The organism is Streptomyces sp. NBC_00440, from assembly GCF_036014215.1.
Taxonomy (GTDB): Bacteria; Actinomycetota; Actinomycetes; order Streptomycetales; family Streptomycetaceae; genus Streptomyces.
The window spans coordinates 5,511,113-5,529,723 of sequence record NZ_CP107921.1; the positions used below are offsets into that span (position 1 = coordinate 5,511,113).

An 18,611-nucleotide genomic window follows, 5' to 3' on the forward strand; every position below is an offset into this window, starting at 1 on the left:
CGCACATGACGAGTGGACCGAGCGCTCTGCACGGCCGGACAGGCCGGGCAGAGCGCTCAGTCGCAGAGGACGGACAGTCCCTAGGCCAGCCCCCGCCGGGCCACCGCCGGCGCCCGGTGGCCCGCGATCGTCGCCACCATGTCCAGCACCTGCCGGGTCTCGGCCACTTCGTGCACCCGGTACACCTGCGCCCCCAGCCACGCCGACACCGCCGTCGTGGCCAGCGTCCCGAGCAGCCGTTCCTTGACCGGCTTGTCGAGCGTCTCGCCCACGAAGTCCTTGTTGGACAGGGAGACCAGCACCGGCCACCCCGTCGCGGTCATCTCGCCCAGCCTGCGGGTGGCCTCCAGCGAGTGCCGGGTGTTCTTCCCGAAGTCGTGGCCGGGGTCGATCATGATCCCGTCGGGCCTGACGCCCAGCGCGACCGCCCGCTCCGCGAGGCCGACCGTGACCCGCAGGATGTCGTCCATGACGTCGTCGTACGTGACCCGGTGCGGCCGGGTACGCGGTTCGGCGCCGCCCGCGTGCGTACAGACCAGGCCCGCGCCGAACCGGGCGGCGACAGCGGCCAGTTCCGGATCGACCCCGCCCCACGCGTCGTTCAGCACATCCGCGCCCGCCTCGCACACCGCCGCACCGACATCGTGGCGCCAGGTGTCCACGCTGATCACCACATCGGGGTGGCGCCGCCGCACCTCGGCGACGAAACCGACCGTACGCCGCGCCTCCTCCTCGGCCGTCACCTCCTCGCCGGGGCCCGCCTTGACCCCGCCGATGTCGATGATGGCCGCCCCTTCGGACACCGCCTGCTCCACCCGGGAGAGCGCCGGCTCGTCGCGGAAGGTCGCCCCCTGGTCGTAGAACGAGTCCGGGGTCCGGTTGACGATCGCCATGATCACCGGTTCGTGCGCGTCGAACTCGCGCCGTCCCAACCGCAGCATCCGCCTGCTCCTCACCCTCTGAATTCACCCGCTGAGTCGCCTGCGACCCTAACGGCCAGGTACGCATGGCACGATCGGATCCGCACGGTTCCGCTATCCGGGGAGAGGCTCACTCGTGTTCTGGTTCTTGCTGATCGCGATGGTCGTGGTGGTCGCCGCGGTCACTCTCGCGGTGATCGGCGGCAGTGACGGCGCCGTACTGTCCGATGCTTCCCCCGAACTGCCCGTCGATCCGCTGCCCGCCGCCCGCCCGGTCGGCCGCGCGGACATCGAGGCGCTGCGGCTGCCCATGGTGGTGCGCGGCTACCGGATGTCCGACGTGGACGACGTGCTGGGCAGGCTGGGCGCCGAACTGGCCGAGCGCGACGCGCGGATCGCCGAGCTGGAAGCGGCGCTCGCCGGTGCGCGGGCAGCGGCCGTCAACGACGAGGACCCGGGGCGATGACCTCGGACGCCGTCCCGGGAGCCGACGGGAAGCTGCGCTGTCCGTGGGGGGTGTCCACCGTGGACTACGTCGAGTACCACGACAGCGAGTGGGGCCGTCCGCTCCACGGCGACGACGCGCTGTACGAGCGGCTCTGCCTGGAGGCGTTCCAGTCGGGGCTCTCGTGGATCACCATCCTGCGCCGCCGTGAGGGATTCCGTAAGGCCTTCTCCGGGTTCTCCATCGCCGCGGTGGCCGCGTTCACCGACGGAGACCGGGGCCGGCTGCTCGCCGACCCCGGGATCATCCGTAATCGGGCCAAGATCGACGCGACCCTCGCCAACGCCCGGGAGCTCGCCGGCTGGGAGCCCGGCGTACTCGACGAGCTGATCTGGTCGTACGCCCCGGATCCGGCCACCCGCCGGGCGCCCCGCCGCATCGCCGACATCCCCGCGGTGACGCCGGAGTCCACGGCGCTGGCCGGGGCACTCAAAAAACGCGGCCTGCGCTTCGTCGGCCCGACCACGGCCTATGCCCTGATGCAGGCGTGCGGCCTGGTCGACGACCACCTGGCGGACTGCTTCGCCGGGCGGACCTCCACGGGCGGCTGACACCGCCGGCGGGGGCGGGCTGATCCGGGGGTGCGGCCGGCGCGTACCGGCGGGCTGATCCGCGCGGCCGGCCGGCCCGTACCGAGGGCTGCCCCGCGGCGGCGGTGCTCAGCGCCCCAGATACCGCGGCTTCGTCTTGCCGACGAAGGCCTCGACCGCGATCAGGTGGTCCTCCGACGCCCCCGCACGCGTCTGGAGTTCGTCCTCCTTCTCCAGAGCCTCGCGGAGCGGGTGGCCGGCTCCGTAAGCGAGGGACTCCTTGATCGCCGCATACGCGACCGTCGGGCCGTCGGCGAGCGCGCGGGCCACGGTCAGCGCCTCCGACGCCAGATCGGCCTCCGGCACCAGCTTGTTGGCGATGCCCAGCTCGTACGCCTCCTGCGCGCCGAACGAGCGCGGGAACAGCAGCAGATCGGCTGCGCGGCTCTGGCCGATCAGCCGGGGGAGCGTCCAGGAGACGCCCGAGTCCGCGGTGAGCGCGACACCCGCGAACGACGTGGTGAATTTCGCGGTGTCGGCCACGACCCGGTAATCGGCGGCGAGCGCGAAGCCGAGCCCTGCCCCCGCAGCGACGCCGTTGACCCCGGCGACGACCGGCTTCGGCATCTCCGTGAGGGCCCGCACGATCGGGTTGTAGTGCTCCTGCACGGTGGACATGGTGCGCCCGGTGCCCGCCTCGCGGTCGGCCGTCAGCGAGGAGATGTGCTCCTTGAGGTCCTGCCCGACGCAGAAGGCGCGCCCGGTGGCGGTGAGCAGTACGGCCCGTACGTCGGAGGCCGCAGCCGCGGTCCGTACCGCGTCGCGCAGGGCGACCTTCGCCTCGGTGTTCATCGCGTTCATGGAGTCGGGACGGTTGATGGTGACCGTCGCGAGTCCGTCGGTCACCTCGTAGAGCACGGTGTCCGCCATGGGGCCCTCCGCTGCTGGTTGTCGGCTGCTGATGGTGCTGATTCGTCGTCCGCAGCTCAGCATGCCGGAGATCATCAGCGGCGAACATGTGACCTGCGTCAAACAATGCTGGTCAAGAATGGTGGACGAGGCGGCGCAGTATCGCAGGGGGAACGCCGAATTGAGTGGTTTTGGGGAAGTGCGTTGCGCAAGCGATGCAGACCGATGTTGGTCATCGGGTCCTGGGATGCGGGATAATGGCTGGGAAGCAATATGTTCGATGCCGGTGACACCTGGGTTGTCGGCTGCGATGAGCTGGTTTCAGGAAGGGGAACGAGCATGGCGGCCATGAAGCCGCGGACGGGCGACGGCCCGCTCGAGGTGACCAAGGAGGGGCGGGGCATCGTCATGCGCGTTCCGCTCGAAGGCGGCGGACGACTCGTTGTCGAGCTGACTCCGGACGAGGCCGATGCACTCGGCGACGCGCTGAAGAAGGTCGTCGGCTGACGCGGACGCCCCCCATTGTTCTCTCCACTGCCCCGGCTCCGGCCGGGGCAGTGGTGTTTGGCGCTGTGATCTTCCGCGGCGTGATCTTCCGCGGCGTGGTGTTCGCGGCGCGTCGGTCCGGGTGTCTGCGGCGGTGGCGGATTTCCGGGACGGCCGTCGGGTCAGCCCAGGCGTACGGCGCAGAGCAGCCCGTCGCCGACCGGGAGCAGCGAGGGCAGCAGCTCCTGGCTCTCGCGCACGGTGCGCAGCAGGTCCCGCAGATGCAGCACTTCGGCGGGCTGGGCGGCGGAGTCGACGGTGCGGCCGTCCGCGAAGACCCCCTCGAAGCACACCAGTCCGCCGGGCCGCAGCAGACGCAACGATTCAGCGAGCACGTCGAGCGACTCCAGCCGGTCGCCGTCGCAGAACACGAGGTCGTACCCGCCGTCCGCGAGGCGCGGCAGTACGTCGAGAGCGCGGCCGGGGATGAAGCGCGACCGGTTCGCCGCGAAGCCGGCCGAGCGGAACGCCTGCCGGGCGAAGCCCTGGCGCTCGGGCTCCGGGTCGACGGTGGTCAGCACGCCGTCCGGGCGCATTCCCTGCAGCAGATAGATGCCCGATACGCCGGTGCCCGTACCGATTTCGGCCACCGATTTCGCGTCCGTGGTGGCGGCGAGCAGCCGCAGCGCCGCTCCGGTGCCTGGCGAGACCGAGGGCAGGCCTGAGTCGCGGGCCCGGTCACGGGCCCAGCGCAGGGCTTCGTCCTCGGCGACAAAAGCGTCGGCGAAGGCCCAGCTCGTCTGCCGGTTGGCGGTAATGGCCCTCTCCTGTCCCCGTAGTTGGCGCACTCGTGACTGTATCCGCTGCGCCCGGGAACCCGCAGATGGGACCGGGCGTTGTAGGAGGGCAGGGGGGATGCGGATGTACGAGGATTCCGGCAATCAGTCCGGCAATCAGGCTTATCCGGAGCTAACGGGCGAGGTGGCTATGGTAGGGGCTCCACTGGACACCACCAGAGCCGACAGGGGAGGTGCGGCTGCGCCTGTGGATCGGGGAGGAGTGCTGCGGCGCTTTCTCAGGTCGGCGGGTGAGCCGAAATCCGTGACCGACATTGCTGACAGCTCCAGCGCTGCTGACTCCGTACAGACCGCGACCTTCGCCTCAGACGCGGACGCGCAGACATGGACTCCGCCCTCGTGGGAGGAGATCGTCAGTACGCACAGCGGCCGGGTCTACCGGCTCGCTTACCGCCTGACCGGCAACCAGCACGACGCCGAGGACCTCACACAGGAAGTCTTCGTCCGCGTCTTCCGCTCGCTGTCGACGTACACCCCGGGCACCTTCGAGGGCTGGCTGCACCGCATCACCACCAACCTCTTCCTGGACATGGTCCGCCGCAAGCAGCGGATCCGCTTCGACGCCCTCGGGGACGACGCTGCCGAGCGGCTGCCGAGCCGTGAGCCGTCGCCGCAGCAGGTCTTCCACGACACCCACTTCGACGCGGACGTCCAGCAGGCGCTGGACACCCTCGCTCCGGAGTTCCGCGCGGCCGTGGTCCTCTGCGACATCGAGGGGCTGTCGTACGAGGAGATCGCCGCGACGCTGGGCGTCAAGCTCGGCACCGTACGCAGCAGGATCCACCGCGGCCGCTCCCACCTGCGCAAGGCTCTCAAGCACCGTTCGCCCGAGGCCCGTCGCGCCGAGCAGCGCGCGCTGGCCGGGGTGGCTCCCGGCCTGGATGGAGAGGATGGGACCGCGTGAGTGGATCCAGTCCGACCCCGGCCGAGCAGCACCTCGGGGACCGGCTCGCCGCACTGGTCGACGGTGAGCTGAAGCACGACGCCCGCGAGCGGGTGCTCGCGCACCTGGCCACCTGCGCGAAGTGCAAGACCGAAGCTGACGCGCAGCGCCGGCTGAAGAGCGTCTTCGCCGAGACCGCGCCCCCGCCGCCCTCCGAAGGACTGCTCGCCCGCCTCCAGGGGCTGCCCGGCGGACCCGGCGCCGACGACCCCGGTCGGCGTGGACCTTTCGGCGGCCGCTTCGCCGACGAGATCTTCGGACCTGCCCGGTCGTCGGACGGGCGCTCGTCCGACCCCCGGATCGACACCTTCGGCTATGTGCCCGCCGGACCGCACGCCACCACGATTCCGGACAGCGGCCCGGCCGGCGGATTCCGGGTCCACCCCGTGGGCCGCAGCGATCAGGAGCGGTCGGCCTGGCGGGGACGGAGATTCGCGTTCGCGGCCGCCAGCGCGTTCTCGCTGGCCGCCATCGCACTGGGCGGCACGCTGCCGTTCGACGGCGCGGAAGCCCCGGTGCACACGGACGGCCCGCCCAACAACGTGACCCCGATGAGTGCCACCGACCCGGTCGGCATCGGGACGGACCTGAACCGCCGCCGCAGCGGCGACGGCGCCCGGCTGACCAACGATGGACGGCCCCCGGTCCTGCCCACCGCCTTCGCCGGACGGCACTCGACGTCCGCATCCGGCGCCCGTCCGGCCCGGCAGTCCCTGTACTCGCTCACGACGCCCCTGGTCACCGTGTCGTCGCTGTCCGCCATACGTCCTCCGATGGCCGCCACCCCGCCCGGGCCCGCCCGGCCGAGCGCGCAGGCAAGCCCCACGACCACGCCGCCACCGGCCCCGCTGGCCGCTCCGGGGGCCTCGGGTCTGCCGGCTTCTGCCGGGCACTGAGCGGGCTCCGGACACCTGGAAACCTGGTTGAATCCCTGAAAGGCTGCCCGCCACAGGGCACGCGGAGCGCGGGGCAGGTGCGGGGAGAGCATGGACGACGGGAAGCCCACCGGGCCGGACGTCAAGTGGTGGAGCAGCCCTGCGGCGGGACGTCCCGCGCCGCCGTTGCCGCACCCGCCGGCCGACGGGACTCCGGCCGGGGTCGTGTCACCCCACATATCCGGGGCCGGATCGCCTCTGCGCGAGCCGCTGCCCCCGCTGGAGTCCGAACCTCGCGCCCAGCCCCAGCCGTCGCCGGCCCACCCGCTGCCCCTGGCCGAGCCGCGGGCATCCGATGAGGCCTCGGCATCTGCTGAGCCGCCGGCGTCTGCGGAGCGCCTGATATCCGGGAAGGCCCCGGCACCTGCGGAGCCGCCGGCACCTGCGGAGCCGCCGGCACCTGCGGAGCCGCCGGCACCTGCGGAGCCGCCGGCACCTGCGGAGCCCCTGCCATCCGCGGAGGCCCCGGCGAGCGGTACCCACGCGCCGCCCGTACGGAGCGACGGCCCTGCCGGTCGCCCACGCCCGCTGCACGACCCGGACCCCTATGGCACCCCGCCCTACGGTGGTCCGGGCCCCTGGGCCCCCGCACCGCCCGTCCAGCGGCCCGTCCCCACCCCCGCCGGTGGCACTCACATCCCACCGCCCTACACGGGTGCCGTGCAGCCTCCGCAGCACCACATACCGCAGACGCATCACCAGCCCCTCCCGCCACAACAACCGCACCACCCACAGCCACCCCACTCGCAACCGCACCACCCACAGCCGCCCCACTCACAACCACCGCACCAGCCGGGGCAGCAGCCCGCGCAGCAGCCGGTCCAGTTCCCCGTACAGCAGCCCTCGCAGTGGCTGCGCCACGACCCGTGGGGCGCGCCCCCGTCACCGCCTCCGCCGCCGGTCAGGGAGAGGCGCCGACGCGGAACGGTCGTGGTCATGGTGGTGGTCGCGCTGGTCACCGGTGTCATCGGCGGCGGTCTCGGCGCGTACTCCGTACTGAACGGCTCGTTCGCGGACGTCCGGCTCCCGCAGGCCGCCAAGGAGAGCCCCGCCCGCGCGCGGGGCACCGTGGCCGGGATCGCGGCGAGCGCGCTGCCCAGCGTCGTCACCCTGCATGTGAGGGGAAGCAGCGAGGCGGACACCGGTACCGGTTTCGTCCTCGACCGTGAGGGGCGCATCCTCACCAACAACCACGTGGTCGAACCCGCAGGATCCGCCGGCGACATCACCGTCACGTTCAGCAGCGGCGAGACCGCCAAGGCTCAGGTCGTCGGCCGGGACAGCGGTTACGACCTGGCCGTGGTCAAGGTCAGCGGGGTCGCCGGGCTCACCCCGCTGCCGTTGGGCAACTCCGACAACGTGCAGGTCGGCGACCCGGTCGTCGCCATCGGCGCCCCCTTCGACCTCCCCAACACGGTGACCTCCGGCATCATCAGCGCCAAGGACCGCCCGATCACCTCGGGAGGCGGCAAGAACGACGGAAGCGACGTCAGCTATGTCGACGCGCTCCAGACCGACGCCCCGATCAACCCGGGCAACTCGGGGGGCCCGCTGGTCGACGCCAGGGCCCAGGTCATCGGCATCAACAGCGCCATCCGCGCCGCCGACGGCAGCTCGGACTCCGAGAGCGGTCAGGGCGGCTCGATCGGGCTCGGGTTCGCGATCCCCATCAACCAGGCGAAGCGCGTAGCGGAGGAGCTCATCAACAACGGCAGGGCCGCGCACCCCGTGATCGGTGTCACACTCGACATGAAGTACGCGGGTGACGGTGCCCGCGTGGCGGACCGGGCGAACGACGGCGGCGCGGCCGTGGCAGCGGGGGGTGCGGGGGCCGCCGCCGGCATCGAGGCGGGGGACATCGTCACAGGTGTGGACGGTGAACCGGTGCACAGCGCACCGGATCTGATCGTCAGGATCCGGGCGCACCGGCCGGGCGACAAGCTGGCCCTCACCGTCCGCCGGGACGGCCGGGACCGGCCTGTGACCTTGACTCTTGGATCGGCCGACGGCACATGAAAGACCGGCGGAAGGTACCGTCCGGACATCTTCGCCGGGTACCGTGGTCGGGGCCCGGACCACACCCCGACCTGCGGGCCGCGGAGAACACCAGGAGCAAAAGTGTTCAATGACGTAGGCCCCCTTGAGATCGTGACGCTCGTGGTCCTCGCCGTGATTGTTTTCGGCCCGGACAAGCTGCCGAAGGTCATCCAGGACGTCACTCGTACGATCCGGAAGATCCGCGAGTTCTCCGAGAGCGCCAAGGAGGACATCCGCACCGAACTCGGCCCCGAGTTCAAGGACTTCGAGTTCGAGGACCTGAACCCCAAGACGTTCGTGCGCAAGCAGCTCATGGACGGCAGTGATGAGCTCGGGCTCAAGGAGATCCGCAGCAGCTTCGACCTGAAGAAGGAGATCTCCGAGATCACCGACGTGGTGAACGGCAGGTCGATCGCCGACGGGAGTGACACGGAGACCGCGGCCGAGATCGCCCCGAGTAGTGCCAATGGCTCATCGACAGGCCCGGATCTGCTGAAGAAGAGCGGCCCTGACCTGCAGAAGAAGAGTGTGACGGTCGACACCGAAGTGCGTCCGCCGTTCGACGCCGACGCCACCTGAGTATTCTCCATCTGTCCGGCAGTGAGGGCGCCCGTGGGGGTGGGCCGCTTCGGACGCTGAGGATCGAGGAGGCGGCCGGCACATGGAGACGACGAGTCGGACAGGGACCCACGCGGTCGACGACTATCTGAGGGCGCCCTTTTCCTGGTACGGACTGGACGAGGCGTTCACCGGCCCGCGGCGGCTGATGCAGGTGGGCGTCGCGGCGGACCGCGCGGTCCAGCACGGCTCCCTGGGACACGGTGACGAGCCGGCTGTCAGACCGGACGCACAACCGGACAAGGAACACTTCGCAGCCGTGGTGACCATCGCGTCCAGCCCCGTGCGGCGCAGCGGCGACGGTACGGGCGTGCTGGAGGCCACCACGGTCTCCTCCGCGGCCTGGCTCGCGGGCTCCGGCCTGCTGGCCTGCACCTGGCCCGCGCAGCTGGACCACTCCCTGCGCGACGACTGGCTCGACCAGCAGACCGAGGCCGCGTTCGAGCTGGCGGACGACCTGTCCGGCCCGGAGTGGTCGGAGCTGACGCTGCCGGTGGACGGGGTGCCGACGCCGTTCGCCTACCGGGAGACCGAGTTCGGCTGGGTGCTGGCCGGGGCCACCGCGACCGGGGTCCACCTGGGGGCGTACGGGCGCGGGATGAGCGCGTACGGGCTGGGCTTCGCCGTGGTCAAGGACATCACCACGTACGTCTGACGCGACAGCGGCCCGGACACGAGACAGACCGGACAAGAGACAGAACCGCACCACAGCCGGCCGTACACCGCGACTGCGGAACACACCCGGGGGCGGCCGCCGAAGCGGACCGCCCCCGGGTGTGCGTGTGTGTCCCCTTCGGCCGGACAGGACCTAGAACTTGTTGCGCGGGGTGACCCCGAGCGACATGCCCGCCAGACCCCGCTGGCGGCTGCTCAGCTTGTTGGCGATCTCGCGCAGCGCGGTGCCCGCCGGGGAGTCGGGGTCGGTCAGCACGACGGGCTTGCCCTCGTCGCCGCCCTCGCGCAGCCGTACGTCGATCGGGATGGAGCCGAGCACCGGCACGGTCGCCCCGGTGGTCTTCGTCAGGCCGTCGGCGACCTTCTGCCCGCCGCCCGTACCGAAGACGTCGACCATCTCGTCGCAGTGCGGGCAGGGCAGGCCCGACATGTTCTCGACGACACCGACGATCTTCTGGTGCGTCTGCACCGCGATGGAGCCGGCCCGCTCCGCCACCTCGGCCGCGGCCTGCTGCGGGGTGGTGACCACCAGGATCTCGGCGTTCGGCACGAGCTGCGCCACCGAGATCGCGATGTCGCCGGTGCCCGGCGGCAGGTCGAGCAGGAGCACGTCGAGGTCGCCCCAGTAGACGTCCGCCAGGAACTGCTGGAGCGCGCGGTGCAGCATCGGCCCGCGCCACACCACCGGGGCGTTGCCCGGGGTGAACATGCCGATCGAGATGACCTTCACGCCGTGCGCCGACGGCGGCATGATCATGTTCTCGACCTGGGTCGGCCGGCCGTCCGCACCGAGCATCCGCGGCACGCTGTGTCCGTAGATGTCCGCGTCGACCACGCCGACCTTCAGGCCGTCGGCGGCCAGCGCGGCGGCCAGGTTGACCGTCACCGACGACTTGCCGACGCCGCCCTTCCCGGAGGCGACCGCGTACACCCGGGTCAGCGAGCCGGGCTTGGCGAAGGGCACCTCGCGCTCCGCTGTGCCGCCGCGCAGCGAGGTCGCGAGCTCCTTGCGCTGCTCGTCGCTCATCACGTCCAGCTCGACGCTGACCGCTGTCACACCCTCGACACGGGCGACCGCGTCGGTGACGTTGGTGGTGATGGTCTCGCGCATCGGGCAGCCGGAGACGGTGAGGTAGACCGTGACAGCGACCGCCCCGTCCGCTCCGATGTCGACCGATTTGACCATGCCGAGTTCGGTGATCGGACGGTGGATCTCGGGGTCGTTCACTGTCGCCAGTGCTTCACGCACCGCGTCTTCCATAGCCATGCGTCGATGGTACGGCGCCCACAGCGGGCCCGGGAAAGAGCGGTCAGTGGTCGGCTTCGTCACTTTCCCGCGGGAATATCTGACGCCGCTCCGCCATGTCCTTCACCAGGTCCTGGAGTTCGGACCGGATCCAGTCACGGGTGGCGACCTCGCCCAGGCCCATCCGGAGCGCGGCGATCTCCCGGGTGAGGTACTCGGTGTCGGCGATGGACCGTTCGTTCTGGTTGCGGTCCTGCTCCAGATTGACCCGGTCCCTGTCGTCCTGGCGGTTCTGCGCGAGGAGGATCAGCGGGGCCGCGTACGACGCCTGGAGCGAGAGCACCAGGGTCAGGAAGATGAAGGGGAACGGGTCGAAGCGCAGCGCGTGCGGCGCCCAGGTGTTCCACACCACCCAGATGACGATGACGACCGTCATCCAGACGATGAACCGCCCGGTCCCCAGGAACCGCGCGACCCGCTCCGATGTCCGCCCGAAGGACTCCGGGTCGTACTCCGGCAGCCAGCGCCGCTTCGGTTGCAGCGGCTGGTCGAGACGGCCCCTGGACGTCGGCTCAGCGGTCATCGGCGGCCTCCGCCGGGCGGTCGTCCTCGGCGGGGCGGTCGTCCTCCACCGGCCGGTCGTCCTCCACCGGCCGGTCGTCGGGCACCCCGGACTCCTGGTGGAAGTCGGTCTCGCGCCAGTCGCTCGGCAGCAGGTGGTCGAGCACGTCGTCGACGGTGACCACCCCGAGCAGCGAGCCGCTCTCATCCACGACGGGCGCCGCGAGCAGGTTGTACGCGGCGAGATAGCTGGTCAGCACCGGCAGCGTGGCCTGTGGCGGCAGCGGCGGCAGGTCGCTGTCGACGATCGCGCCGACCAGGGTGAACGGCGGATCGCGCAGCAGCCGCTGGAAGTGCACCGCGCCCAGGTACTTGCCCGTCGGCGTCTCGTCCGGCGGCCTGCACACGTACACCTGCGCGGCCAGCGCGGGGGAGAGGTCCTCCTTGCGTACGCGGGCCAGCGCGTCGGCGATCGTCGCGTCCGGGCGCAGCACGATCGGCTCGGTCGTCATCAGACCGCCCGCGGTCCGCTCCTCGTAGGAGAGGAGCCGCCGCACATCGGCCGCGTCGTCCGGCCGCATCAGCGTCAGCAGCCGCTCCTTGTCCTCCTCGGGCAGCTCGCTCAGCAGGTCGGCGGCGTCGTCCGGGTCCATCGCCTCCAGCACGTCGGCGGCGCGCTCCTCCTGGAGCTTGCCGAGGATCTCCACCTGGTCGTCCTCGGGCAGTTCCTCCAGTACGTCGGCGAGCCGGTCGTCGTCGAGGGCGGCGGCCACCTCCGCCCGGCGCTTGGGCGAGAGGTGGTGCATCACATTGGCGAGGTCGGCCGGGCGCAGCTCCTCGAAGGTGGCGACCAGGCTCTCCGCGCCCTGCCCCTCCTCCTCCAGCGAGAAGCCGGTGACGCCGGACCACTCGACGGTCAGGGTCTCGCCCTTGCGCCGCAGCGCGCCGGCCTTCCCCTTCCGTACGAAGACCTTGTCGATCTCCCAGTCGCGGCGGGCCGGGAGCTGCTGCACGGACACGTCGAGGACGGTCACCTGCTCGTCCGTGCCGGTCAGCCGCACCCGCCGGTCGAGCAGCTCGCCGAGGACCAGCCGCTCGGTGGGGCGCTGTTCGAAGCGGCGCACATTGACCACGCCGGTGGTGATGACCTGTCCCGACTCGATACCGGTGACCCGGGTCATCGGCAGGAAGATCCGGCGGCGGCCGACCACCTCGACGACCAGTCCGAGCAGCCGCGGCGGGCGGGTGCCGACGCGCAGCATCGCGACGAGGTCGCGCACCCGGCCGACCTGGTCGCCGTTCGGGTCGAAGACGGAGACTCCGGCGAGGTGCGAGACGAAGATCCGGGGGACGCCTGCCGCCATCCGCGCCTCCTCTTCGTACGCTCCGTACGGTGCCCGTTTCGCTGCCGTTGCGGCGCCTTGTCCGGGCCTCACGTTAGCCCGTCCTGCTCCGAGCCGCCCCGGCAGCGGGTCCGGATGGCTCTGTTCCGGTGGGGGCGGCGGACCCGGGTACGCTGCGGTCTCCTGGTGAGGACACTCGTAAGAGAGGCAGTGCACGTGGCTGCATTTCCCCCGGCCGCCCGGGCCCGCAGGGCAGGACTGGCAGGCGCGCTGTGCGCCGCTCTGGCGGTCTCGCTCGCGGCCTGCTCGGGCGACGACCCGGACGCGGGGACCAACGGCGTCGGCAAGCTCTCCGCGAAGGAGATCGAGACCAGGGCGCGCACGGCGGCGGACGCGGCCAAGGCGGTACGGGTCGCCGGCACGCTGATCGGCAAGGGCGGCTCGTACCAGCTGAACATGCGGCTCACCACCGACGGCGGCACCGGCTCGGTCACCTCGAAGACCAGTACGTTCGCGCTCCTGCGGATCGGTGACGCGCTCTATGTGAAGGCCGGCGCGGGCTTCTGGAAGCAGACCGACGGCAAGGACGGCGCCGCCGCCGCGGGCAAGCTCGACGACAAATACGTCAAGGTGCCGAAGCAGGACCCCGCCTACGGGCAGTTCCGCGGGTTCACCGACATGCACGCGCTGCTCGACGGGCTGCTGGGGCTGCACGGCTCGCTGGGCAAGGGCGACCGGACCAAGGTGGGCGGTGTCCCGGCGGTCCAGGTCACCGGGGGCGGCGGACAGGGCGGCACACTCGATGTGTCGCTGAAGGGGACCCCGTACCCGCTGCGGTTCGAGCGGGCGGGCGGCGCGGGTGCGCTCCGGCTGACGGAGTGGAACAGGAGCGTCACGCTGAAGGCGCCGGGCAAGGACGACACCGTGGACCACGGACACGAGCTGCCCACGTCGTGAGGCGGACCTGGCCGTAAGTCGTAAGTCGTGAGGCGTGAGGCGTCCGGGTCCCGGCCGTGGCGGGGCCGGGCGAAGGACGTCACGGGCCGGGCCGTCAGCAGGGCACGCGCGGGGGCGCGCCCGTCACCGGCGGCGTTTGCGCTTGAGCAGCAGCTTCGGGAGGCCCGCCGGGATCTCCTGACGGGTCGTCGCCGGTGTGGGCAGGGGGACGGCGGCGAGCGATCCGTCCGGCAGCTCCGTGCTCGACCCGCGCGGCACGAGCCGCACCACGCGGCACTCCCGCGCCCAGCGCTCCACCATCGCCTCGCCGTCCGGCGCGTTCAGCCGCTTGCCCTTGAGCTCGGCGACGGCCGCCTCCCACGCGTCCGAGCGGGGCGCGAGCTCCGCCGTCACCGCGCTCCAGGCGACCAGCCGGCCGCCCTTGTCCTTGCTGCGCACCGTGACCTCGGCTGCCGCGCCGTCGGCCAGCCCCGGCAGCGGCTGCTCCCCGGGGCCGTCCCCGACGAGCAGCGCGGCGCCGTCGTGCCAGACGTGCCAGAGCGCCCGCTCCGGCCCGCTGCCCCGCACCCAGATGAGGCCGGACTTCTTGGTGGCCTCCTCGACGAGGGCCCGCTCAAGGAAGGTCTGTGTCATGCGCCCAGCGTAAGGGCGGTGCGCAGGCGCCGACGGTGCGGCTCCTCAGAGCCAGCCGTTCCGCTTCAGGGTGCGGTGGATGCCGACACACAGGGCCAGGATCCCCACCATCACCATGGGGTAGCCGTACCGCCAGCGGAGTTCGGGCATGTGCTGGAAGTTCATGCCGTACACGCCCGTGATCATCGTCGGCACGGCGATGATGGCGGCCCACGCGGTGATCTTGCGCATGTCCTCGTTCTGCGCGACCGTCGCCTGCGCCAGGTTCGCCTGGAGGATCGAGTTGAGCAGGTCGTCGAAGCCGACGACCTGCTCCTGGACCCGGGCCAGGTGGTCGGCGACATCGCGGAAGTACTTCTGGATGTCCGGGTCGACGAGCCGCATCGGCCGCTCGCTGAGCTGCTGCATCGGGCGCAGCAGCGGCGAGACCGCCCGCTTGAACTCCAGCACCTCACGCTTCAGCTGGTAGATGCGCCCCGCGTCGGTGCCGCGCGAAGTCCCCTTCGCGGGCTCGGAGAAGACATCGATCTCGACCTCGTCGATGTCGTCCTGCACAGCGGACGCGACCGCCAGATAGCCGTCGACCACCTGGTCGGCGATGGCGTGCAGTACGGCCGACGGGCCCTTGGCGAGCAGTTCGGTGTCCTCCTGGAGCCGGTGGCGCAGCGCGCGCAGCGAGCCCTGGCCGCCGTGCCGGACGGTGATGACGAAGTCCCGTCCGGTGAAGCACATCACCTCGCCGGTTTCGACCACCTCGCTGGTGGAGGTGAGTTCGGCGTGCTCGACGTAGTGGATGGTCTTGAAGACGGTGAAGAGGGTGTCGTCGTACCGCTCCAGCTTCGGCCGCTGGTGTGCGTGCACGGCGTCCTCGACCGCGAGCGGGTGCAGCCCGAACTCGGCCGCGATACCGGAGAACTCCTCCTCGGTCGGCTCATGGAGACCGATCCAGGTGAAACCGCCGGACTCGTTGGCGCGCTTCAGCGCCTCACGCGGCGTCAGGCACTTCTTGCCCGCTTCGCGCACGCCGTCCCGGTAGACCGCGCAGTCCACGACCGCGCTGCTGGCCGAGGGGTCGCGGGTCGGGTCGTAATTGCTGTGCGTGGAGCTGCTCTTGCGCAGGGAGGGACGGACCGCTGCGCGCAGGTCACGGATCATCGACATGGCGGGGCTCCTTCACGGAGAGGCCGTCGGCGGGCGTGGCACTGCCCGGAATGGGGGCGTATCGAGGTGTTGGTCTCATACGTCCGCAAAGCGGGCGGAACCGCGGCGTCGCTGTGACGGCGTTCGCTACAGACACGGATCAGACAGAAGCGAGGTGCTCTTCCGGCGTGCGAAATGCCATGAGACTCAGGAGGTTTCCCGGTGTTGGGGCCGGGTATGCAGGGTCTCAGGTCACAGAGAACACGGAAAATGCGCGGAAGAGCGGCTTGTACTGCACGGTCGACTCGGATCTCGATCCATCGCAGTCCCACCTCCTCCGGCCGGTCCCCCGTGGGGGACAATGATGCTGCCCTGACCAGCGGCCAAGACTATCAGCCGACTGAAGCGTCAAGCCCCCACTTTGCCCGTTCGATACGCGCTCTATGCTCGGGCTCATGGCAGATGTTCTCGCTCTGGTCGAAGCCCGACTGCGCTCGGCGCTGGGTGAGCCGGACGCCCGCGCGGCCGTGACGTTCCTCGGTACGGACCGGATCGAGGTGCTGCGCTTCGTGGACGCCCGCGATCCGGCCGTCGTCCGCTACGCCACGCTCGGGATGTCCGCACACCCCATGTCCGACCCCACGGCCACCCTCGCGGACCCGGTGCAGGGGCCGCGCGCGGAGCTGGTCCTCTCGGTGCGTGCCGGACTCGCCGACACCGACAAGGTGCTCCGCCCGCTCGCGGTCCTGGCCGCTTCGCCGCAGGTGGAGGGCGTCATCGTGGCTCCGGGCGCCTCGCTCGACGTCGGTGAACCGCTGTGGAGCGGCGCGCCGTTCAGCTCGGTGCTGGTCGCCGAGCCCGGCGGGCTGGTCGAGGATCTGGAGCTGGACGCGCCGCTGGACCCGGTCCGCTTTCTGCCGCTGCTGCCGATGACGGACAACGAGGCGGCGTGGAAGCGGGTGCACGGCGCCGGGGAACTCCAGGAACGCTGGCTGGCACGCGGAACGGACCTGCGCGATCCGCTGCGCAGGTCCGTTCCGCTGGACTGACCGGTCCGGTTCGGTTCCGCCGGACCACCCGGCCGTTCTGTTCTGCTGGACTGCCCGTCCGGTTCAGTTCACGAAGGCGGACACGCCGTCCTCGGTCGCGTGGACCGGTTCCAGCTCCTCCGCCTCGTGGGTCAGCGCCGTACGCCGTACCCGGACGACCAGCGCACCGACCACCGCGGCGGCCGCGGCCACCACGAAGGGGATGTGGATGTTGGTCCAGCCCTCGATGTGCGGGGCGAGGAAGGGTGCCGCGGCCGCCGCGAACCAGCGGACGAAGTTGTACCCCGCACTCGCCACCGGGCGCGGCGCGTCCGAGACGCCGAGCGCCAGCTCCGTGTAGACGGTGTTGTTGAGGCCGATGAAGGCGCCGGACAGGATCGTGCAGACGATGGCCGTCGTGTGGCTGCCGTAGCCGAGGACCACCAGGTCGGCGGCGAGCAGCACCAGTGAGGCACCCAGCACCTTGAGGGTGCCGAAGCGCTTCTGGAGCCGGGGCGCCACGAGTACGGAGAACACCGCGAGCAGCAGGCCCCAGCCGAAGAAGACCGCGCCCGACTTGTACGGCGTCATGTTCAGCACGAACGGCGTGAAGGCCAGCACCGTGAAGAACGCGTAGTTGTAGAAGAAGGCCGATCCGGCGACGGAGGCGAGCCCGCCGTGGCCGAGCGCCCTGATGGGGTCGAGCAGCGATGTCTTCCTGGCCGGCTTGGGCTGTTCCTTGAGCAGGAACGAGATGCAGATGAAGCCGATGGCCATCAGGGCCGCGGTGCCGAAGAACGGGTAGCGCCAGCTGGCGTTTCCGAGCAGCGCGCCGACCAGCGGCCCGCAGGCCATCCCGAGGCCGAGCGCCGATTCGTACAGCAGGATCGCGGCGGCGCTGCCGCCCGCCGCCGCGCCGACGATGACGGCGAGCGCGGTGGAGACGAAGAGCGCGTTGCCAAGACCCCAGCCGGCCCGGAAGCCGACCAGTTCACCGACGGAGCCCGAGGTGCCCGAGAGGGCGGCGAAGACCACGACCAGGGCGAGCCCGGCCAGCAGGGTCTTCTTACCGCCGATCCGGCTGGAGACCCAGCCGGTGACCAGCATCGCGACGGCGGTGATCAGGAAGTAGGAGGTGAAGAGCAGCGAGACCTGGCTCGGTGTCGCCTGCAGCCCCTTGGCGATGGACGGCAGGATCGGGTCGACGAGCCCGATCCCCATGAAGGCCACGACCGAAGCTCCCGCCGTGGCCCAGACGGCCATCGGCTGGCGCAGGATGCTTCCGGCACCTTCGTCGAACGGATCCTCTCCTGGCATGGGACGCCCTCACTCTCGGTCGGTCCTGGCGCCTGACTGTCGCGCCAGATCGTTGCGTTATACACATAATAAATTAGTGAGGCTAATAAATGCAAGATGCATCTAGTTTCCGCACGTGTGCGCGGCGGACGGGTGATCGTCCTTGACGTGGTGACCGCCGGGGAGGACCGTTGGGAGGTATGAGGGGCGAACCCAGTTGCCCGAAGTGTGGCGGCCGGGTCAGGGCACCCGGCCTCTTCGCCGACGCGTGGCAGTGTGACGTGCACGGCGTGGTCTATCCGCTGCAGCCGGTTCTACCGCCGACCGTCGAGGCACTGGAAGTGGTGGCCTCGCGCGCGCGGGTGCCCGTCTGGATGCCGTGGCCGCTGCCCGTCGGCTGGCTCTTCACCGGCGTGGTCAGCGCGGGCGACGAGCGCAGCGGGGGCCGTGCGACCGCCGTGGCCTGCTCGGGACCCGGCCCGCTCGAAGGCCCGGGGGAGCTGCTGCTGGTGGCCGAGGAGCTGGGCGTCGGGCTCGGCGCGCGGTACGCGGGCATCGAGGGCCCCGACCCCGGTCGGTACATCGACGTGGACAAACCCCCGCAGGCCAAGGTGCTCGCCGCGGGCCGCCCCACCCCGCTCTGGCGCATCGAGTCGCCCACCGACCGTGCGGTCTTCGCGGGGGAGGCACGCGGGCTCTGGCTGTGGGCGATCCTCTGGCCCGAGCAGTCGGGGCTGCTGATGTACGACGAGCTGGTCCTGACGGACCTGCGCGAAGTGGGCACGGGAGTGGAACTGCTGCCGTGCGGGGCGCTCTCCCCGCGCATCCTGGGCTGACGGGCCTGGGCTGACGGTCCTGGGCGACCGGGCTCTCCGGTGGCGCGGCCGGGCTCCCCGGTGGGGTGGGCACGGGGCTTGTGCGAGCGGGCCCGCTGTCGAGGTCTGCCGGGCGCGGCTGCGATCCCCCGCCGCCAAGGGCCCGGCCCGGACAGC

At 71.2% G+C, this 18,611-nt stretch carries 20 protein-coding genes; 11 read left to right on the forward strand and 9 right to left on the reverse strand.

Features of this window, described 5'->3' with window-relative positions:
- Nucleotides 1–80: 80 nt before the first annotated feature.
- Nucleotides 81–941 carry a dihydropteroate synthase gene (folP, locus tag OHB13_RS24825; RefSeq protein WP_266853409.1) on the reverse strand — a complete coding sequence of 287 codons (861 nt, stop codon included), beginning with the start codon at nt 939–941 and terminating at the stop codon, nt 81–83.
- Between the two features lie 115 nt (nt 942–1,056).
- Between folP and OHB13_RS24830 the strand changes: the two genes are divergently transcribed.
- Complete coding sequence (locus OHB13_RS24830) at nt 1,057–1,386, forward strand: DivIVA domain-containing protein (RefSeq protein ID WP_266853407.1); 330 nt, start codon at nt 1,057–1,059, stop codon at nt 1,384–1,386.
- The gene (locus OHB13_RS24835) at nt 1,383–1,976 is read left to right on the forward strand and encodes a DNA-3-methyladenine glycosylase I (RefSeq protein ID WP_328378560.1); all 594 of its coding nucleotides are present in this window, start codon (nt 1,383–1,385) and stop codon (nt 1,974–1,976) included. Before OHB13_RS24830 ends, OHB13_RS24835 begins: the two co-directional genes overlap by 4 nt.
- A 108-nt stretch (nt 1,977–2,084) precedes the next feature.
- Here OHB13_RS24835 and OHB13_RS24840 read toward each other — a convergent pair whose 3' ends face one another.
- On the reverse strand, nt 2,085–2,885 hold the full coding sequence (locus OHB13_RS24840; protein ID WP_328378561.1) for an enoyl-CoA hydratase/isomerase family protein: 801 nt from the start codon (nt 2,883–2,885) through the stop codon (nt 2,085–2,087).
- Nucleotides 2,886–3,203: 318 nt separating this feature from the next.
- Here OHB13_RS24840 and OHB13_RS24845 point away from each other — a divergent pair, with 318 nt between their 5' ends.
- Nucleotides 3,204–3,371, forward strand: a complete 168-nt coding sequence (locus OHB13_RS24845) for a DUF3117 domain-containing protein (protein WP_003966491.1) — start codon at nt 3,204–3,206, stop codon at nt 3,369–3,371.
- Nucleotides 3,372–3,532: 161 nt separating this feature from the next.
- On the opposite strand, the gene OHB13_RS24850 is transcribed toward OHB13_RS24845, so the two are convergent.
- Nucleotides 3,533–4,198: an O-methyltransferase gene (locus tag OHB13_RS24850; protein WP_266853401.1), complete on the reverse strand. Its 666-nt coding sequence runs from the start codon at nt 4,196–4,198 to the stop codon at nt 3,533–3,535.
- Nucleotides 4,199–4,337: 139 nt separating this feature from the next.
- On the opposite strand from OHB13_RS24850, the gene sigE reads away from it, so the two are divergent.
- From sigE to OHB13_RS24875, 5 genes are all read left to right on the forward strand, one after another.
- On the forward strand, nt 4,338–5,111 hold the full coding sequence (sigE, locus tag OHB13_RS24855; protein WP_203600723.1) for an RNA polymerase sigma factor SigE: 774 nt from the start codon (nt 4,338–4,340) through the stop codon (nt 5,109–5,111).
- Entirely contained in the window at nt 5,108–6,046 is a 939-nt protein-coding gene (locus OHB13_RS24860) for an anti-sigma factor family protein (protein WP_328378562.1), read from the forward strand. The genes sigE and OHB13_RS24860 overlap by 4 nt, the downstream gene beginning before the upstream one ends.
- A gap of 975 nt (nt 6,047–7,021) precedes the next feature.
- Nucleotides 7,022–8,101 (forward strand): S1C family serine protease, encoded by a 1,080-nt coding sequence (locus OHB13_RS24865; RefSeq protein WP_328378563.1) that lies wholly within the window; start codon nt 7,022–7,024, stop codon nt 8,099–8,101.
- 102 nt (nt 8,102–8,203) lie between these two features.
- The gene (locus OHB13_RS24870; protein ID WP_266853395.1) at nt 8,204–8,701 is read left to right on the forward strand and encodes a sec-independent translocase; all 498 of its coding nucleotides are present in this window, start codon (nt 8,204–8,206) and stop codon (nt 8,699–8,701) included.
- Nucleotides 8,702–8,783: 82 nt separating this feature from the next.
- Nucleotides 8,784–9,395 (forward strand): hypothetical protein, encoded by a 612-nt coding sequence (locus OHB13_RS24875; RefSeq protein WP_328378564.1) that lies wholly within the window; start codon nt 8,784–8,786, stop codon nt 9,393–9,395.
- A 153-nt stretch (nt 9,396–9,548) separates the two neighbouring features.
- Here OHB13_RS24875 and OHB13_RS24880 read toward each other — a convergent pair whose 3' ends face one another.
- The 3 genes from OHB13_RS24880 to OHB13_RS24890 are packed head-to-tail and all read right to left on the reverse strand — an operon-like array spanning nt 9,549 to nt 12,586.
- Complete coding sequence (locus tag OHB13_RS24880) at nt 9,549–10,682, reverse strand: Mrp/NBP35 family ATP-binding protein (protein ID WP_266853391.1); 1,134 nt, start codon at nt 10,680–10,682, stop codon at nt 9,549–9,551.
- Nucleotides 10,683–10,725: 43 nt separating this feature from the next.
- A complete protein-coding gene (locus OHB13_RS24885) occupies nt 10,726–11,244 on the reverse strand; it encodes a DUF1003 domain-containing protein (RefSeq protein WP_266853390.1) in 519 nt (172 codons plus the stop codon).
- A complete protein-coding gene (locus OHB13_RS24890) occupies nt 11,234–12,586 on the reverse strand; it encodes a magnesium transporter MgtE N-terminal domain-containing protein (protein WP_328378565.1) in 1,353 nt (450 codons plus the stop codon). Before OHB13_RS24890 ends, OHB13_RS24885 begins: the two co-directional genes overlap by 11 nt.
- A 195-nt stretch (nt 12,587–12,781) precedes the next feature.
- Between OHB13_RS24890 and OHB13_RS24895 the strand changes: the two genes are divergently transcribed.
- A complete protein-coding gene (locus OHB13_RS24895; RefSeq protein ID WP_328378566.1) occupies nt 12,782–13,522 on the forward strand; it encodes a hypothetical protein in 741 nt (246 codons plus the stop codon).
- A gap of 123 nt (nt 13,523–13,645) precedes the next feature.
- On the opposite strand, the gene OHB13_RS24900 is transcribed toward OHB13_RS24895, so the two are convergent.
- The gene (locus OHB13_RS24900; RefSeq protein WP_328378567.1) at nt 13,646–14,155 is read right to left on the reverse strand and encodes a hypothetical protein; all 510 of its coding nucleotides are present in this window, start codon (nt 14,153–14,155) and stop codon (nt 13,646–13,648) included.
- A 45-nt stretch (nt 14,156–14,200) separates the two neighbouring features.
- A complete protein-coding gene (locus tag OHB13_RS24905; protein WP_328378568.1) occupies nt 14,201–15,316 on the reverse strand; it encodes a magnesium and cobalt transport protein CorA in 1,116 nt (371 codons plus the stop codon).
- A 434-nt stretch (nt 15,317–15,750) separates the two neighbouring features.
- Between OHB13_RS24905 and OHB13_RS24910 the strand changes: the two genes are divergently transcribed.
- The gene (locus tag OHB13_RS24910) at nt 15,751–16,344 is read left to right on the forward strand and encodes a suppressor of fused domain protein (protein ID WP_266853381.1); all 594 of its coding nucleotides are present in this window, start codon (nt 15,751–15,753) and stop codon (nt 16,342–16,344) included.
- A 63-nt stretch (nt 16,345–16,407) separates the two neighbouring features.
- Here OHB13_RS24910 and OHB13_RS24915 read toward each other — a convergent pair whose 3' ends face one another.
- Entirely contained in the window at nt 16,408–17,640 is a 1,233-nt protein-coding gene (locus OHB13_RS24915; protein WP_328378569.1) for an MFS transporter, read from the reverse strand.
- 179 nt (nt 17,641–17,819) lie between these two features.
- Between OHB13_RS24915 and OHB13_RS24920 the strand changes: the two genes are divergently transcribed.
- Nucleotides 17,820–18,455 (forward strand): DUF6758 family protein, encoded by a 636-nt coding sequence (locus tag OHB13_RS24920; RefSeq protein WP_266853377.1) that lies wholly within the window; start codon nt 17,820–17,822, stop codon nt 18,453–18,455.
- The last annotated feature ends 156 nt before the right edge of the window (nt 18,456–18,611 follow it).

What these genes read in the sequence shown, in the direction of transcription:
- folP (WP_266853409.1), bottom strand. Translation starts at nt 941, where the DNA reads ATGCTGCGGTTGGGACGGCGCGAGTTCGACGCGCACGAACCGGTGATC.
- OHB13_RS24835 (WP_328378560.1), top strand. Translation starts at nt 1,383, where the DNA reads ATGACCTCGGACGCCGTCCCGGGAGCCGACGGGAAGCTGCGCTGTCCG.
- OHB13_RS24840 (WP_328378561.1), bottom strand. Translation starts at nt 2,885, where the DNA reads ATGGCGGACACCGTGCTCTACGAGGTGACCGACGGACTCGCGACGGTC.
- OHB13_RS24845 (WP_003966491.1), top strand. Translation starts at nt 3,204, where the DNA reads ATGGCGGCCATGAAGCCGCGGACGGGCGACGGCCCGCTCGAGGTGACC.
- sigE (WP_203600723.1), top strand. Translation starts at nt 4,338, where the DNA reads ATGGTAGGGGCTCCACTGGACACCACCAGAGCCGACAGGGGAGGTGCG.
- OHB13_RS24865 (WP_328378563.1), top strand. Translation starts at nt 7,022, where the DNA reads ATGGTGGTGGTCGCGCTGGTCACCGGTGTCATCGGCGGCGGTCTCGGC.
- OHB13_RS24875 (WP_328378564.1), top strand. Translation starts at nt 8,784, where the DNA reads ATGGAGACGACGAGTCGGACAGGGACCCACGCGGTCGACGACTATCTG.
- OHB13_RS24880 (WP_266853391.1), bottom strand. Translation starts at nt 10,682, where the DNA reads ATGGCTATGGAAGACGCGGTGCGTGAAGCACTGGCGACAGTGAACGAC.
- OHB13_RS24885 (WP_266853390.1), bottom strand. Translation starts at nt 11,244, where the DNA reads ATGACCGCTGAGCCGACGTCCAGGGGCCGTCTCGACCAGCCGCTGCAA.
- OHB13_RS24890 (WP_328378565.1), bottom strand. Translation starts at nt 12,586, where the DNA reads ATGGCGGCAGGCGTCCCCCGGATCTTCGTCTCGCACCTCGCCGGAGTC.
- OHB13_RS24900 (WP_328378567.1), bottom strand. Translation starts at nt 14,155, where the DNA reads ATGACACAGACCTTCCTTGAGCGGGCCCTCGTCGAGGAGGCCACCAAG.
- OHB13_RS24905 (WP_328378568.1), bottom strand. Translation starts at nt 15,316, where the DNA reads ATGTCGATGATCCGTGACCTGCGCGCAGCGGTCCGTCCCTCCCTGCGC.
- OHB13_RS24910 (WP_266853381.1), top strand. Translation starts at nt 15,751, where the DNA reads ATGGCAGATGTTCTCGCTCTGGTCGAAGCCCGACTGCGCTCGGCGCTG.
- OHB13_RS24915 (WP_328378569.1), bottom strand. Translation starts at nt 17,640, where the DNA reads ATGCCAGGAGAGGATCCGTTCGACGAAGGTGCCGGAAGCATCCTGCGC.
- OHB13_RS24920 (WP_266853377.1), top strand. Translation starts at nt 17,820, where the DNA reads ATGAGGGGCGAACCCAGTTGCCCGAAGTGTGGCGGCCGGGTCAGGGCA.